Genomic DNA, 14,173 nt, shown 5'->3' with positions numbered 1-14,173 from the left:
GCAACAACGCCCGCACCAACAGTACGGCCGCCTTCACGGATTGCGAAACGCAGACCGTCGTCCATCGCGATTGGGTGGATCAGGGTAACAACCATTTTGATGTTGTCGCCCGGCATTACCATCTCAACGCCTTCCGGCAGTTCGATGGTACCAGTCACGTCAGTAGTACGGAAGTAGAACTGCGGACGGTAGCCTTTGAAGAACGGAGTATGACGGCCGCCTTCGTCTTTGGACAGAATGTACACTTCAGATTCGAACTTGGTGTGCGGCTTGATAGAGCCCGGCTTAGCCAGTACCTGACCACGTTCGATTTCTTCACGTTTGATACCACGCAGCAGAACACCAACGTTCTCACCAGCACGGCCTTCGTCCAGCAGTTTGCGGAACATTTCAACGCCAGTACAGGTAGACTTGGCAGTCTCTTTGATACCAACGATTTCAACTTCTTCACCAACTTTGATGATACCGCGCTCTACACGACCGGTAACAACGGTACCACGACCGGAGATGGAGAATACGTCTTCGATTGGCAGCAGGAACGGCTTATCGATAGCACGTTCTGGTTCTGGGATGTAAGAATCCAGGAAGCCAGCCAGTTCGATGATTTTCGCTTCCCACTCTGCTTCGCCTTCCAGCGCTTTCAGAGCAGAACCACGAACGATCGGCGTGTCGTCGCCCGGGAAATCGTACTGAGACAGAAGTTCACGAACTTCCATTTCTACCAGTTCCAGCAGCTCTTCGTCATCAACCATGTCGCATTTGTTCAGGAACACGATGATGTACGGAACGCCTACCTGACGACCCAGCAGGATGTGCTCACGAGTCTGCGGCATCGGGCCGTCAGTCGCAGCAACAACCAGGATCGCGCCGTCCATCTGCGCAGCACCGGTGATCATGTTTTTAACATAGTCGGCGTGGCCCGGGCAGTCTACGTGTGCGTAGTGGCGAGTCGGGGTGTCATATTCAACGTGAGAAGTGTTGATGGTGATACCACGAGCTTTTTCTTCCGGCGCGTTATCGATCTGGTCGAATGCACGAGCAGCACCGCCGTAGGTTTTAGCCAGTACGGTAGTGATTGCAGCGGTCAGGGTAGTTTTACCGTGGTCAACGTGGCCGATGGTGCCGACGTTAACGTGCGGTTTTGTACGTTCAAATTTTTCTTTAGACACGGCTATATTCCTTACTATAGTGCTCTCCCCTATGGAGAGAGCACGGGACTTAGGTTTTAATCCTGTGGCTTATTTACCACGGGCTTCAATAACGGCCTGAGCAACGTTGTTCGGCGCATCGTCGTACTTCAGGAACTCCATGGAGTAAGAAGCACGGCCTTTGGTCAGAGAACGCAGCTGGGTTGCATATCCGAACATTTCAGACAGCGGAACTTCAGCATGGATAACAACGCCAGTGACGTTGGATTCCTGACCACGAAGCATACCACGACGGCGGCTCAAGTCACCGATTACGTCACCGGTGTTCTCTTCCGGAGTCTCTACTTCAACCTTCATGATAGGTTCAAGCAGAACTGGTTTCGCTTTCTTAAAGCCATCTTTGAAGGCGATAGAAGCGGCCAGTTTAAACGCCAGCTCAGAGGAGTCAACGTCATGGTAAGAACCGAAGTGCAGACGCACGCCCAGATCAACAACCGGGTAACCAGCCAGCGGGCCAGATTTCAGCTGTTCCTGGATGCCTTTATCAACGGCCGGGATGTATTCGCCAGGAATTACACCACCTTTGATGTCGTTGATGAACTCGTAGCCTTTCGGGTTTGAACCCGGCTCCAGCGGGTACATGTCGATAACAACATGACCGTACTGACCGCGACCACCAGACTGCTTAGCGTGTTTACCTTCGATATCGGTAACTTTCGCGCGAATCGCTTCACGGTAAGCAACCTGAGGTTTACCGACGTTCGCTTCAACGTTGAATTCACGCTTCATGCGGTCAACGATGATATCGAGGTGCAGCTCACCCATACCAGCGATAATGGTCTGGTTAGATTCTTCGTCAGTCCAAACGCGGAATGACGGGTCTTCTTTAGCCAGACGGCCCAGAGCCAGACCCATTTTTTCCTGGTCAGCTTTGGTTTTCGGTTCTACCGCGATGGAAATTACCGGCTCAGGGAATTCCATACGTTCCAGAATGATCGGGTGATCCGGGTCACACAGAGTGTCACCAGTGGTCACGTCTTTCAGACCGATAGCAGCAGCGATATCGCCCGCGCGAACTTCTTTGATCTCTTCACGTTTGTTAGCGTGCATCTGTACGATACGGCCAAAACGTTCGCGTGCAGTTTTCACTGAGTTCAGGATGGTGTCACCGGAGTTAACCACACCAGAGTACACGCGGAAGAAGGTCAGGTTACCCACGAACGGGTCAGTAGCGATTTTGAATGCCAGTGCAGCAAACGGTTCGTCATCGCTAGCATGACGCTCAGCCGGAGTATCTTTACCGTCGTCCAGAATACCGTTGATCGCAGGTACGTCGATTGGGGATGGCAGGTAATCAATTACCGCATCCAGCATCGCCTGAACACCTTTGTTCTTGAACGCAGAACCACAGGTTACCAGGATGATTTCGTTGTTCAGAACGCGCTGACGCAGAGCTTTTTTGATCTCTTCTTCAGTCAGTTCTTCGCCACCCAGGTATTTCTCCATCAGCTCTTCTGAAGCTTCTGCAGCGGACTCGATCAGGTTCTGGTGCCATTCTTCAGCCAGTTCCTGCATGTCAGCCGGGATATCTTCATAAGTGAAGGTTACGCCTGCGTCTTCTTCGTTCCAGTTGATGGCTTTCATTTTCACCAGGTCAACAACACCGGTGAACGCTTCTTCAGCGCCAATTGCCAGCTGCAGCGGAACAGGGTTCGCGCCCAGACGGGTTTTGATCTGACCAACAACTTTCAGGAAGTTCGCACCCATACGGTCCATTTTGTTAACGAACGCAATGCGTGGAACTTTATATTTGTTTGCCTGACGCCATACGGTTTCAGACTGAGGCTGAACACCACCAACTGCGCAGTAAACCATTACTGCACCATCAAGCACACGCATGGAACGTTCTACTTCGATAGTGAAGTCAACGTGCCCCGGGGTGTCGATGATGTTTACGCGATGCGGTTCATACTGCTTAGCCATACCAGACCAGAATGCAGTAGTCGCTGCGGAGGTGATAGTAATACCACGCTCCTGCTCCTGTTCCATCCAGTCCATGGTGGCTGCGCCGTCATGAACTTCACCGATTTTATGGTTTACACCGGTGTAGAACAGAATACGTTCGGTAGTAGTGGTTTTACCGGCGTCGATGTGCGCACTGATACCGATGTTACGGTAGCGCGCGATGGGTGTTGTACGAGCCATTTGATTCCTCGTTTATCTTTTAGGCGTTCAATTTAAGTAGCCCAAAGCGGGCTGCTTACTAGAAGCGCCCGCCTGGTGACTAAAACTCCGAAGGGATTACCAACGGTAGTGTGCGAACGCCTTGTTGGCTTCTGCCATACGGTGAACGTCTTCACGTTTCTTAACTGCAGTACCTTTGTTTTCTGCAGCATCAGAAAGTTCGTTCGCCAGGCGCAGAGCCATGGATTTATCACCGCGTTTACGAGCAGCTTCAACGATCCAACGCATTGCCAGGGCATTACGACGAACCGGACGGACTTCAACTGGAACCTGATAAGTAGAACCACCAACGCGGCGAGACTTAACTTCGACAGTCGGACGCACGTTTTCAAGGGCTACTTCAAAAGCTTCCAGGCCATCTTTACCAGAACGCTGAGCCAGGGTCTCCAGCGCGCTGTATACGATGGTTTCTGCAGTAGATTTTTTACCATCTACCATCAGGATATTTACAAATTTAGCCAGCAGCTCTGATCCGAACTTAGGATCCGGCAGAATTTTACGCTGACCAATGACGCGACGACGTGGCATGGGAATACTCCGTTGTTAATTCAGGATTGTCCAAAACTCTACGAGTTTAGTTTGACATTAATATAAAACGTTTGGCCTTACTTAACGGAGAACCATTAAGCCTTAGGACGTTTCACGCCATACTTGGAGCGTGATTGCTTACGGTCTTTAACGCCGGAGCAGTCAAGCGCACCGCGAACGGTGTGGTAACGAACACCCGGGAGGTCTTTTACACGACCGCCACGGATCAGGATCACGGAGTGTTCCTGCAGGTTGTGACCTTCACCACCGATGTAGGAAGTCACTTCAAAACCGTTGGTCAAACGCACACGGCATACTTTACGCAGTGCGGAGTTTGGTTTTTTAGGAGTGGTAGTATATACACGAGTACATACGCCACGTTTCTGCGGGCATGCTTCCAGTGCAGGCACGTTGCTCTTTGCAACTTTGCGTGCGCGTGGTTTGCGTACCAGCTGGTTAACTGTTGCCATTAAATAGCTCCTGGTTGTAGCTTTCGCTTCGTAAACACGTAATAAAACGACCTCATACAATATGAGGACGCAGAATTTTAGGTCGGTGTCGAAAAGGTGTCAAGAAATATACAACGATCCCACAATTACCAGGACATCTGGCTGGGATGCTTCACCGTAAGTCTGACGAAGTCAGTATAGCTAACCCTGACGACACTGTCTGAAATTTGACCATCTAAGCCGCGAGCCTTAATGTCTTCTTCCAATACATAGACCTTAATGGTGGCATTTTGCAGACTTTCAAGGAAACGACTTCCTTCTATTGCCGCAGTCACGCCATCCTGAAGCAATAAAAGTTCATCGTCTTTATCAATCAAACGAAGAAGAGAGGAGAAATCGGTAAGCCACGCGGAGCGATGTAATGTGTGCAGCATGAGTATCTCAAAACCTTAAAATGACGTCATAGTTGCCTAATTCACGGCGCAAATCTTCCGGTTCTAACGCTGTTGCATCGACCACAAAATTAACCCCCTGCTGTAGGCCCCGCTCGCGTAATGAGGCGGCACAAAGCCAACATTGCTCGATATCGTACAACCCTAACAACTTGAAGGTTGCGATATAGTCACGTGCCAGCACAACGTCCGGCTGCTGACCCTGTAGGATTTGAAAAACGCCATCGCCGATGAAAAATACGCCGAGGTCTTCCGTTAAGGCCGATGTCGCCAGTAAGGCATCTAACCCTTCGCGACCAGAGGCACTGCCGTGTGGCACGGTAGAAAAGACAAAAGCAACACGTTTCATTAAAACTGCACCACGCGATCGCAGGTCAGGGATGCCTCAGCCAGCGAACCCAGCCCGCTGAGGTTAAAACCTGATTGTAAATTAGCCCCTGCCAGTCCCAGCCGCTTCGCTTCGGTTTCATCAACAACGCCGCGACGCAATGCTGCCGCCACGCAGATATTCAGCGTTACACCATGCTGCTGGTTTAGCTGTTGCCATGCTCGCACCAGATCATATTCATCACTGGCGGGCGATGTCAGGAAGTTGGCGTTATACACACCTTCACGATAGAAAAAGACACTGCATAGCTCATGCCCTTCTTCGAGTAGCGCATGAGCAAATTGCAATGCACTGCTCGCCTGCTGCGTGCCATAAGCCGGCCCCGTCACCATGATGGTAAAGCGCATTACTTGTCTTGCCCCTGGAAATCGCCGCTTTTGAACTGACGAATATAGAGGTAGACCGTGTGCTTGGAGATGTTCAGCCGATCGGCAACCTGGTTGATGGCATCTTTAATATCGAAGATACCTTTCTCATATAGATTCAGGACGATTTGGCGATTCTTGGCATTGTTGGAAACATTGCGATCGGCATTCACTTCTTCGATTGTGAATTCCAGTGTTTGGGTAACCAGGTCTTCTACCGAAGAAGCGAAGTTGACGGCAGAACCTACTTCCGGCGTTTCCGGTGGGATAAAGGTATTCATTATCTGCGAGAATGGAACATCAAGGTTCATGTTGATGCACAGCAGACCAATCACGCGATGCTCACGGTTGCGAATGGCAATCGTCAGCGATTTCATCAAGACACCGCTTTTCGCACGAGTGAAGTAACACTTCGACACGCTGCTATCCGCACCCGTCATATCATGCAGCATGCGCAACGCAAGATCGGTAATTGGCGAGCCAATTTTGCGGCCCGTGTGTTCACCGTTAGCAATGCGGATGGCCGAGCATTTCAAATCCTGCAAAGAGTGCAATACGATTTCACAATGGGAACCAATGAGCATCGCCAACCCGTCCACTACCGCTTCGTAGGATTTAAGGATATCGAAGTCGGTTTGATCGAAAGGACGTTGATCCAGTAAATCTAGCTCACTGGTTTCGTTGGTTAAAAGCGACCTGGACATGAAAAAAAGCACTCCTTTTCAGGAGCCTGTCGTTATGTTGTCAGGGCAGGCTCATCACTATTATAGGGGCATCTAAAGTAATACAGCGCACAAGGCGCTTTCCAGTATTAATTATATCCTGTCGATAATAAAAAACCGCCGCCCTGTGGGCGGCGGTTTCTGTTCTCTTATTTTTTGCTGCTATCTGCAGCTTTATCAGCCGGTGCAGCTTCTGGCTGCGCATCGGCTTTCGGTGCCGGTTTGATGTCTAACAGTTCAACATCAAAGACCAGCGTAGAGTTGGCCGGAATCCCCGGAACACCGGTTTTACCGTAAGCCAGATCCGGTGGGATAACCAACTGGATTTTACCGCCTTTCTTGATGTTTTTCAGGCCTTCGGTCCAGCCCGGGATAACGCCGTCAAGACGGAAAGAGAGCGGCTCACCGCGGGTATAAGAGTTATCAAACTCTTTACCATCAATCAGCGTACCTTTGTAGTTTACGACTACAGTATCGCTGTCTTTCGGGGCAGCACCGGTACCTTCTTTCTCTACTTTGTAGACCAGGCCAGTAGCAGAGGTTTTAACACCTTTCTCTTTAGCAAATTTCTCGCGGTAAACTTTACCTTTGGCTTCGTTGTCAGCCGCGTCTTTTTCCATTTTCGCCTGAGCGGAACTCTTCACGCGCGCTTCAAACGTCTGCAGAGTTTGTTCGATTTCCTGGTCAGACAGTTTGCTCTTGTCTGCAAATGCATCCTGAACGCCAGTGATCAGCTGGTCTTTGTCCAGTTTGATGCCCAGTTTTTCCTGCTCTTTCAGAGAGTTTTCCATATAACGACCCAGGGACGCACCCAGCGCGTAAGCGGCTTTTTGATCGTCATTCTTGAATGCGGCTTTGCTGTCAGCAGTAGCGGCTGGCTTGGCTGCATCAGTAGCAGCTGGTTTTGCTGCATCGGCAGCGAAAGTAAGCGGGGCATGCAGAGCAACAGCCATTGTGGTCGCCAGCAGCGTGACTTTAAACAGTGATTTCATCCATCTCTCCAGGGCCGGGGCATCTCACCCCAGGGTTAACTAACATAAAAATGTACTATAAAGCGTTGCTGAACAAATCAACATACAGGCACGCCCTATTATCACCACTTTTCAGACTCTTTTTGTTTAAATTAGTTTCGTGACCGAAGATTGTGTGCTGTGCAAACAGGCAAAGTTAAGTAGAATTCGCCGCAGTCCGCGATCTGCCGGCAATAACAAAAGAGGTGAATCATGCAGGATACAACGCTGGAAACCCGCCTGGCTGAGCTAGAGAGTCGCCTGGCATTTCAGGAGATAACCATTGAAGAGCTCAACGTCACGGTGACCGCGCATGAACTGGAGATGGCCAAACTGCGTGATCATCTGCGTCTATTGACGGAGAAGCTCAAAGCAACGCAGCCGTCCCACATAGCGTCACAGTCTGAAGAGACCCCGCCGCCACATTATTGAGACGTAAAAAAAGCGGGATATTCCCGCTTTTTTTGTGCCCGATGGCGCTAACGCTTATCGAGCCTCATATATACCCAAAGGATTTCAAATCACAGCCAACGTCTCTGTGGGTTGAAAAACGCTGGATATTAGTGGCAACCGCAGCCGCCGCCGTTACCTTTACCGCCACAGCAGCCTTCGCCGCCGTGCTCGTGACCATGGTCGTGACCGTGACCACCGCAGCAACCGTCATGACCGTGGTCATGATCGTGGTCGTGGCCGTGCGCACCGTGAACGTGACCATGGGCCAGTTCTTCTTCGGTCGCTTCGCGGATCGCGACAACTTCGACGTTGAATTTCAGGTTCTGGCCAGCCAGCATGTGGTTACCGTCAACCACAACGTGGTCGTCTTCCACTTCGGTAATTTCTACCGGTACCGGGCCCTGGTCAGTTTCAGCCAGGAAACGCATGCCAACCTGCAGTTCGTCAACACCCATGAAGACGTCTTTAGGAACGCGCTGCACCAGGTTTTCGTCGTACTGACCGTATGCGTCGTTTGCGCCAACAGCAACATCGAATTTGTCGCCAACTTCGTGACCATCCAGCGCTGTTTCCAGGCCAGAGATCAGGGAACCGTGACCATGCAGGTAGTCCAGCGGTGCACTCACCGGAGACTCATCAACCAACACACCGTCTTCTGTACGTACCTGATAGGCCAGGCTGACCACCAGGTCCTTTGCTACTTTCATGATATCTCCTGAGCATGGAAAGAATAGTGGCGCAGATTGTAGCGGAATTCTGCACCCGTGTACCCTCTAGCTTAAAAAAAGCTGCGCCATATCGCTAGTCCGGATGAAAAATCCCGATCACTTGCTCTTCTTTGCGAACGTGCTCGCGCGCCTCTTTATCGGCTTCCCGCATCTGATGACCACACTTAACACACTCAACAATATCGATATTATTTTCACGCCACATCGCCAGTGAATCTTGTGCCTGGCAGGACGGACATTTTGCGCCTGCAATAAAACGTTTACGAATTGCCATGGTTACCTCTACTCAAATTCATCCCAGCCATCCAGCTGACGTCGCTCTTGCTGCATCTCGCGTTGAAAAATCTCCTCCAGCTCGCGCCGGGCTTCCCTGGCCCGAGAGATTTGTACCGTATCCGTGTGCATGGGGATCAGTTCCCGCAGCATGCGCATATCCAGCCGCCGAAAATGCAACTGGGCGCGCTGAGCCTGATGCGGATGCATCCCCAGAGTAACCAGCGTTTTACGCCCCAACTCCAGCGCGCTGGAGAACGTTTCGCGGGAAAACTGCGTCACACCTGCCTGTAATAACTCATGCGCTTCGACACGTCCGCGCGCGCGCGCAAGAATATGCAAATGCGGAAAGTACTGTTGGCACAATTCCACCAACTTCATCGTATCTTCCGGTTCGTTACAGGTAATGACAATCGATTGGGCTGCTTCTGCACCAGCTGAGCGTAAAAGCTCCACCTGCGTGGCATCACCGTAATAGACCTTATAGCCATATTTGCGCATCAGATTTACAGCGCTAATATCCCGTTCCAGAACGGTAATACGCATCTTATTGGCCATCAACAGGCGTCCAATGACCTGACCAAAGCGCCCAAACCCCACCACAATCACCTGCGGCTTATCGTCTTCTACCCAAGGTTTTTCATCTTCTTCATCCGGGCCGTTAAACTGGCGGGAGAGCCATTTATCAATCAGCTTCATCACCAAAGGTGTCGTCATCATCGACAGTGTGACGGTCACCAGCAACAATGCCATTTGGTCGCCCTGAAACAGCCGTTGCGAGGATGCCGTTGAAAACAGGACGAAGGCGAACTCCCCGCCCTGACTTAACACTCCGGCAAATTGCATCCGTTCTGAGCTTCTCACGCCATTAAGGCGCGCCAGCACATACAGCACCAGCATTTTTACGACCACCAGCACGATCACGCTCGCCGCCACCCACAAAATATGGGTATACAGCACGCCAAGGTTAAGCGACATGCCTACGGAGATGAAAAACAGGCCGAGCAACAGTCCCTTGAACGGATCGATTGCCGTTTCCAGTTCATGTCGGTATTCGCTTTCTGCCAGCAGCACGCCAGCAATAAACGTTCCCAGCGCCATCGACAGCCCCAGCGCATCCATAAATAGAGCAGAACCCAGCACCAACAGCAGCGTGGCAGCGGTGAACACTTCCCGCACGCCGGAATCCGCAATAAAGCGAAAAACCGGACGCAACAAATAGCGCCCGCCAATCAGCATGCCGGCAAAGGCCAGCACCTTCATTCCCACTTTGATCCAGTCAAAATGTTCGTCAGCAGACCCCGCCAGCAGCGGGACCAGTGCCAACGCGGGGATCACCGCCAGATCCTGAAACAGCAGCACCGAAAAACCCAACTGCCCAGACTCACTGCGGTTCATGCCTTTCTCACGCATCAACTGTAGCGCCATCGCGGTCGATGACATCGCCAGACCAATGCCGCCAACCACTGCCGCCTGCCAGGAGAATGTGGTGAGCATCAGTAACCCCGCCAGCACCACCGCGCTCAGCATCACCTGCGCGGCGCCGACGCCAAAAATAGAGCGCCGCAGTTGCCAAAGCTTCGCCGGGTTCAGTTCCAGCCCAATGATGAACATCAGAAAAACCACGCCCAGTTCGGAAAAGTGCAGGATTTCATCCACATCGCTGATGAACCCTAATCCCCACGGGCCGATAGCAATACCCGCCAGCAAGTACCCTAACACTGGCCCGATACCCAACCTGGACGCCAACGGTACTGCCGCCACCGCCGCGAAAAGAAACAACACACCCGCGGTCAATAAATCAGAACCTTCCATCAGCGGCCTCCCACAGGTATCGGATTCGCCAGCCAGTCACCGTACGCTTTCGCATGGCTGTCCAGCTCCTGTTTCGTTTGCCGTCTGGCCCAGTAGACAATAATAGGGCTCATCCAGTGCATGCGGCACATACCGGCTGTTAGCTCAAAAGGGCGCAGCACATCGCTCATTGGATAACGGTTTAACGCGTCATAGCGGTAGGCGCTTTCCGGTTCCCCGGTAGTGATAACGCTCCGCCAGTACTTTCCCGCCAGTTGATTCCCTCCGGGACCGCTGGCAAATCCGCGGCTCAGTACGCGATCAAGCCATTCTTTTAACAGCGCCGGACAGCTATAGGTGTAAAGCGGATGCTGAAAAACAATGACATCATGCTCACGCAGCAGCGCCTGCTCATGCGGAATGTCGATAAAAAAGTCAGGATAGTGCGCGTAAAGGTCGTGCACGGTAACATTGCTGAGCTGCATGGCCGGTTTAAGCAGAACCCGGTTCGCGACCGAGTCCTGAGATTCCGGATGGGCATACAGCAGCAAGACTTTCGCTGGCTGGAACATCATCCCCCTCCCGGTTTTGTCTTTTGTCTATTTTCGACGTTTTGGGCTACCATTGCGCCTCGGTGCGGCAAATGCCCCGCACATTACATTATCATAATGATAAATTAACATAGTCTGAACATACGGCGCCTTATGATTGTTTTCTCATCGTTACAAATTCGTCGCGGCGTGCGCGTCTTGCTGGACAATGCCACGGCCACCATTAATCCAGGGCAGAAAGTTGGCCTGGTCGGTAAAAATGGCTGCGGTAAATCTACCTTACTGGCATTGCTGAAAAATGAACTCAGCGCCGACGCCGGAGGATTTACCTATCCGGGAAACTGGCAGCTCGCGTGGGTGAATCAGGAAACGCCTGCGTTGCCACAGCCCGCGCTGGAGTACGTAATCGACGGCGACCGCGAATATCGTCAACTGGAAGCGCAGTTGAACGATGCCAACGAACGTAACGATGGACACGCCATTGCCACCGTCCATGGAAAACTGGATGCCATTGACGCCTGGACCGTGCGTTCACGCGCCGCCAGTCTGCTGCATGGCCTCGGCTTCTCCAACGAACAGCTTGAACGTCCAGTCAGCGACTTCTCCGGTGGCTGGCGTATGCGTCTCAACCTGGCACAGGCGCTGATTTGCCGTTCGGACCTGCTGCTGCTCGATGAACCGACCAACCACCTCGATCTCGACGCGGTCATTTGGCTGGAAAGATGGCTGAAAAGCTATCAGGGCACGCTGATTTTGATCTCCCACGACCGCGACTTCCTCGATCCGGTGGTGGATAAAATTATCCATATCGAACAACAAACCATGTTCGAGTACACCGGCAACTACAGCGCGTTTGAAATCCAGCGTGCGACCCGCCTCGCGCAGCAACAGGCAATGTACGAAAGCCAGCAGGAGCGTGTAGCGCATCTGCAAAGCTATATCGATCGTTTCCGAGCTAAAGCCACCAAAGCAAAGCAGGCGCAGAGCCGTATCAAAATGCTGGAACGCATGGAGCTGATTGCCCCTGCGCACGTGGACAATCCGTTCCACTTTAGCTTCCGTGAGCCGGAAAGCCTGCCAAACCCGCTGTTGAAGATGGAAAAAGTCAGCGCTGGCTACGGCGAACGCGTCATTCTCGATTCGATCAAACTGAATCTGGTGCCGGGATCCCGCATCGGCCTGCTCGGTCGTAACGGTGCGGGTAAATCTACGCTGATTAAGCTGCTGGCCGGCGAACTGACCCCAATCAGCGGCGAGATTGGCCTGGCGAAAGGCATCAAGCTGGGCTACTTCGCGCAGCACCAGCTGGAGTTTTTACGCGCCGATGAATCGCCTATCCAGCACCTGGCTCGCATGGCACCACAGGAGCTGGAGCAGAAACTTCGAGACTACCTCGGCGGATTCGGCTTCCAGGGCGATAAGGTCAGCGAAGAGACCCGTCGTTTCTCCGGTGGTGAAAAAGCACGCCTGGTACTGGCGTTGATCGTCTGGCAGCGCCCGAATCTGCTGCTGCTCGATGAACCGACCAACCACCTGGATTTGGATATGCGCCAGGCGCTGACCGAAGCGCTGATCGATTTCGAAGGCGCGCTGGTCGTGGTCTCGCACGACCGTCACCTGATTCGCTCTACCACCGACGACCTGTATCTGGTGCATGACAAGAAAGTCGAGCCGTTTGACGGTGATCTGGAGGATTATCAGCAGTGGCTGAGCGATGTGCAAAAACAGGAAAGCCAGGGCGACGAACCGGCGAAAGAGAGCGTTAACAGCGCCCAGGCGCGTAAAGACCAGAAGCGTCGCGAGGCTGAACTACGCACTCTGACGCAGCCGTTGCGTAAAGAGATTACCCGTCTGGAAAAAGAGATGGAGAAGCTGCACGCACAGCTGGCGCAGGCAGAAGAGAAACTCGGCGACAGCGAACTGTACGACCAAAGCCGCAAGGCTGAACTCACGGCATGCTTGCAGCAACAAGCCAGCGCGAAATCCGGGCTCGAAGAGTGCGAAATGGCCTGGCTGGATGCGCAGGAACAACTCGAACAGATGCTGGCCGACTAACTTTGGGAAGACGATGATGAATCAGCTGACGACCAACGACATAACCTTCCGCAAGCTGAGCATCTTCATGACCTTTATGGAGAAGGGCAACATCGCCCGTACCGCCGAGGCGCTGAACATCAGCGGCGTTAGCGTGCATCGGGCGCTGCACACCCTGGAAGAGAACGTCCGCTGCCCGCTGTTCGTCCACAAAGGTCGTAATCTGATTGCCCAACCGGCGGCGTGGACGCTGCTGGAGTACTGCCAGGAAGTCACCCAACTGATGGAACGCGGGCTGGAAGAGACGCGCAAAACGGCGGGCGTCGGCCAGGGCCGTTTACGCGTTGGCACGCTCTACTCACTGACGCTGGAGACGGTGCCGCACCTGATTATGGGCATGAAACTGCGTCGCCCGGACCTGGAACTGGATCTCACCATGGGTTCCAACGAAGCGCTGCTGAAGATGCTGGAAGACGGCGTGCTGGACGCGATCCTCATCTCCATTTCTGAAAGTGAAATCGACCGCAACAGCCTCGAAGTACTCCCCCTGTTCCACGACGATATCTACCTCGCCGCACCGATGACCGCTACGCTTGACGCCACCCTTAAGGCGGATCTACGCCACTATCGCAATGAGAAATTTGTGTCGCTGGCGGAAGGGTTTGCGACCTACGCGGGTTTCCAGGAAGCGTTTCATATTGCGGGGTTCGAGCCTGAAATCGTCACCCGCGTAAACGACATTTTCTCGATGCTCAGTCTGGTACAGGCTGGGGTTGGCTTCTGTTTGATGCCCGGACGAATGAAGAAGATGTATGAGAATACCGTGAAGCTGCAAAAGCTCGCTGAACCCTATCAGATGCAGCAGCTTATCGCGATTGTGTTTGCCCGTAACCGCGAGCGCGACCCAAGCCTGCTGGCACTGGCCGCCGAAGGGCGCATGTATGCCAGGACGCTGAACCAGAACGCCTGATTGCCGGATGGCGACGCTACGCGTCTTATCCGGCCTACATCAGGTGCGAGTTGTAGGCCTGATA

General features: G+C 52.7%; 16 protein-coding genes. 3 read left to right on the top strand and 13 right to left on the bottom strand.

Annotated elements, in window-relative coordinates:
* From tuf to fkpA, 9 genes are all read right to left on the bottom strand, one after another.
* Positions 1-1,169, bottom strand: a 1,169-nt coding sequence (gene tuf, locus OGY15_RS12955) for an elongation factor Tu (protein WP_049014834.1), incomplete at its 3' end; no start/stop codon positions are given.
* A gap of 69 nt (positions 1,170-1,238) precedes the next feature.
* Entirely contained in the window at positions 1,239-3,353 is a 2,115-nt protein-coding gene (fusA, locus tag OGY15_RS12950; protein WP_151224114.1) for an elongation factor G, read from the bottom strand.
* Between the two features lie 96 nt (positions 3,354-3,449).
* Positions 3,450-3,920, bottom strand: coding sequence for a 30S ribosomal protein S7 (rpsG, locus tag OGY15_RS12945; RefSeq protein WP_016154763.1), 471 nt, complete (start codon positions 3,918-3,920; stop codon positions 3,450-3,452).
* Between the two features lie 95 nt (positions 3,921-4,015).
* Positions 4,016-4,390: a 30S ribosomal protein S12 gene (gene rpsL, locus OGY15_RS12940; protein WP_003023654.1), complete on the bottom strand. Its 375-nt coding sequence runs from the start codon at positions 4,388-4,390 to the stop codon at positions 4,016-4,018.
* 125 nt (positions 4,391-4,515) lie between these two features.
* Positions 4,516-4,803, bottom strand: coding sequence for a sulfurtransferase complex subunit TusB (tusB, locus tag OGY15_RS12935; protein ID WP_151216816.1), 288 nt, complete (start codon positions 4,801-4,803; stop codon positions 4,516-4,518).
* A gap of 7 nt (positions 4,804-4,810) precedes the next feature.
* Positions 4,811-5,170 (bottom strand): sulfurtransferase complex subunit TusC, encoded by a 360-nt coding sequence (gene tusC / locus OGY15_RS12930; RefSeq protein WP_043018545.1) that lies wholly within the window; start codon positions 5,168-5,170, stop codon positions 4,811-4,813.
* Entirely contained in the window at positions 5,170-5,556 is a 387-nt protein-coding gene (tusD, locus tag OGY15_RS12925) for a sulfurtransferase complex subunit TusD (protein WP_286539484.1), read from the bottom strand. Before tusD ends, tusC begins: the two co-directional genes overlap by 1 nt.
* Positions 5,556-6,278 (bottom strand): helix-turn-helix transcriptional regulator, encoded by a 723-nt coding sequence (locus OGY15_RS12920; RefSeq protein ID WP_000091462.1) that lies wholly within the window; start codon positions 6,276-6,278, stop codon positions 5,556-5,558. The genes tusD and OGY15_RS12920 overlap by 1 nt, the downstream gene beginning before the upstream one ends.
* 167 nt (positions 6,279-6,445) lie before the next feature.
* Positions 6,446-7,288, bottom strand: a complete 843-nt coding sequence (gene fkpA / locus OGY15_RS12915) for an FKBP-type peptidyl-prolyl cis-trans isomerase (protein ID WP_210904221.1) — start codon at positions 7,286-7,288, stop codon at positions 6,446-6,448.
* A gap of 231 nt (positions 7,289-7,519) precedes the next feature.
* Between fkpA and OGY15_RS12910 the strand changes: the two genes are divergently transcribed.
* Positions 7,520-7,738 carry a protein SlyX gene (locus tag OGY15_RS12910; protein ID WP_038634770.1) on the top strand — a complete coding sequence of 73 codons (219 nt, stop codon included), beginning with the start codon at positions 7,520-7,522 and terminating at the stop codon, positions 7,736-7,738.
* Between the two features lie 128 nt (positions 7,739-7,866).
* On the opposite strand, the gene slyD is transcribed toward OGY15_RS12910, so the two are convergent.
* The 4 genes from slyD to kefG form a co-directional block, all read right to left on the bottom strand.
* Positions 7,867-8,466: a peptidylprolyl isomerase gene (gene slyD / locus OGY15_RS12905; protein WP_210904219.1), complete on the bottom strand. Its 600-nt coding sequence runs from the start codon at positions 8,464-8,466 to the stop codon at positions 7,867-7,869.
* A 94-nt stretch (positions 8,467-8,560) separates the two neighbouring features.
* Positions 8,561-8,761, bottom strand: coding sequence for a YheV family putative zinc ribbon protein (locus OGY15_RS12900; protein WP_005121675.1), 201 nt, complete (start codon positions 8,759-8,761; stop codon positions 8,561-8,563).
* An 8-nt stretch (positions 8,762-8,769) separates the two neighbouring features.
* Positions 8,770-10,575: a glutathione-regulated potassium-efflux system protein KefB gene (gene kefB, locus OGY15_RS12895; RefSeq protein ID WP_286539480.1), complete on the bottom strand. Its 1,806-nt coding sequence runs from the start codon at positions 10,573-10,575 to the stop codon at positions 8,770-8,772.
* Positions 10,575-11,126 (bottom strand): glutathione-regulated potassium-efflux system ancillary protein KefG, encoded by a 552-nt coding sequence (gene kefG, locus OGY15_RS12890; RefSeq protein WP_003023629.1) that lies wholly within the window; start codon positions 11,124-11,126, stop codon positions 10,575-10,577. The genes kefB and kefG overlap by 1 nt, the downstream gene beginning before the upstream one ends.
* A gap of 132 nt (positions 11,127-11,258) precedes the next feature.
* On the opposite strand from kefG, the gene OGY15_RS12885 reads away from it, so the two are divergent.
* On the top strand, positions 11,259-13,160 hold the full coding sequence (locus tag OGY15_RS12885) for an ABC transporter ATP-binding protein (protein ID WP_252838519.1): 1,902 nt from the start codon (positions 11,259-11,261) through the stop codon (positions 13,158-13,160).
* 16 nt (positions 13,161-13,176) lie between these two features.
* On the top strand, positions 13,177-14,109 hold the full coding sequence (locus OGY15_RS12880) for a LysR family transcriptional regulator (RefSeq protein ID WP_151217205.1): 933 nt from the start codon (positions 13,177-13,179) through the stop codon (positions 14,107-14,109).
* Positions 14,110-14,173 lie beyond the last annotated feature (64 nt).

Origin of the sequence: Citrobacter sp. Cu231 (assembly GCF_030332265.1) — a bacterium.
Classification (GTDB): Bacteria; Pseudomonadota; Gammaproteobacteria; order Enterobacterales; family Enterobacteriaceae; genus Citrobacter; species Citrobacter meridianamericanus.
This window is presented reverse-complemented; position numbering and strand designations above follow the sequence as displayed.

Bases quoted from the DNA above. Each gene is read 5' to 3' on its own strand.
- rpsL (WP_003023654.1), bottom strand. From the start codon at position 4,390: ATGGCAACAGTTAACCAGCTGGTACGCAAACCACGCGCACGCAAAGTT.
- tusB (WP_151216816.1), bottom strand. From the start codon at position 4,803: ATGCTGCACACATTACATCGCTCCGCGTGGCTTACCGATTTCTCCTCT.
- kefB (WP_286539480.1), bottom strand. From the start codon at position 10,575: ATGGAAGGTTCTGATTTATTGACCGCGGGTGTGTTGTTTCTTTTCGCG.
- OGY15_RS12900 (WP_005121675.1), bottom strand. From the start codon at position 8,761: ATGGCAATTCGTAAACGTTTTATTGCAGGCGCAAAATGTCCGTCCTGC.
- rpsG (WP_016154763.1), bottom strand. From the start codon at position 3,920: ATGCCACGTCGTCGCGTCATTGGTCAGCGTAAAATTCTGCCGGATCCT.
- fusA (WP_151224114.1), bottom strand. From the start codon at position 3,353: ATGGCTCGTACAACACCCATCGCGCGCTACCGTAACATCGGTATCAGT.
- OGY15_RS12920 (WP_000091462.1), bottom strand. From the start codon at position 6,278: ATGTCCAGGTCGCTTTTAACCAACGAAACCAGTGAGCTAGATTTACTG.
- kefG (WP_003023629.1), bottom strand. From the start codon at position 11,126: ATGTTCCAGCCAGCGAAAGTCTTGCTGCTGTATGCCCATCCGGAATCT.
- tusD (WP_286539484.1), bottom strand. From the start codon at position 5,556: ATGCGCTTTACCATCATGGTGACGGGGCCGGCTTATGGCACGCAGCAG.
- OGY15_RS12910 (WP_038634770.1), top strand. From the start codon at position 7,520: ATGCAGGATACAACGCTGGAAACCCGCCTGGCTGAGCTAGAGAGTCGC.
- slyD (WP_210904219.1), bottom strand. From the start codon at position 8,466: ATGAAAGTAGCAAAGGACCTGGTGGTCAGCCTGGCCTATCAGGTACGT.
- fkpA (WP_210904221.1), bottom strand. From the start codon at position 7,288: ATGAAATCACTGTTTAAAGTCACGCTGCTGGCGACCACAATGGCTGTT.
- OGY15_RS12885 (WP_252838519.1), top strand. From the start codon at position 11,259: ATGATTGTTTTCTCATCGTTACAAATTCGTCGCGGCGTGCGCGTCTTG.
- tusC (WP_043018545.1), bottom strand. From the start codon at position 5,170: ATGAAACGTGTTGCTTTTGTCTTTTCTACCGTGCCACACGGCAGTGCC.
- OGY15_RS12880 (WP_151217205.1), top strand. From the start codon at position 13,177: ATGAATCAGCTGACGACCAACGACATAACCTTCCGCAAGCTGAGCATC.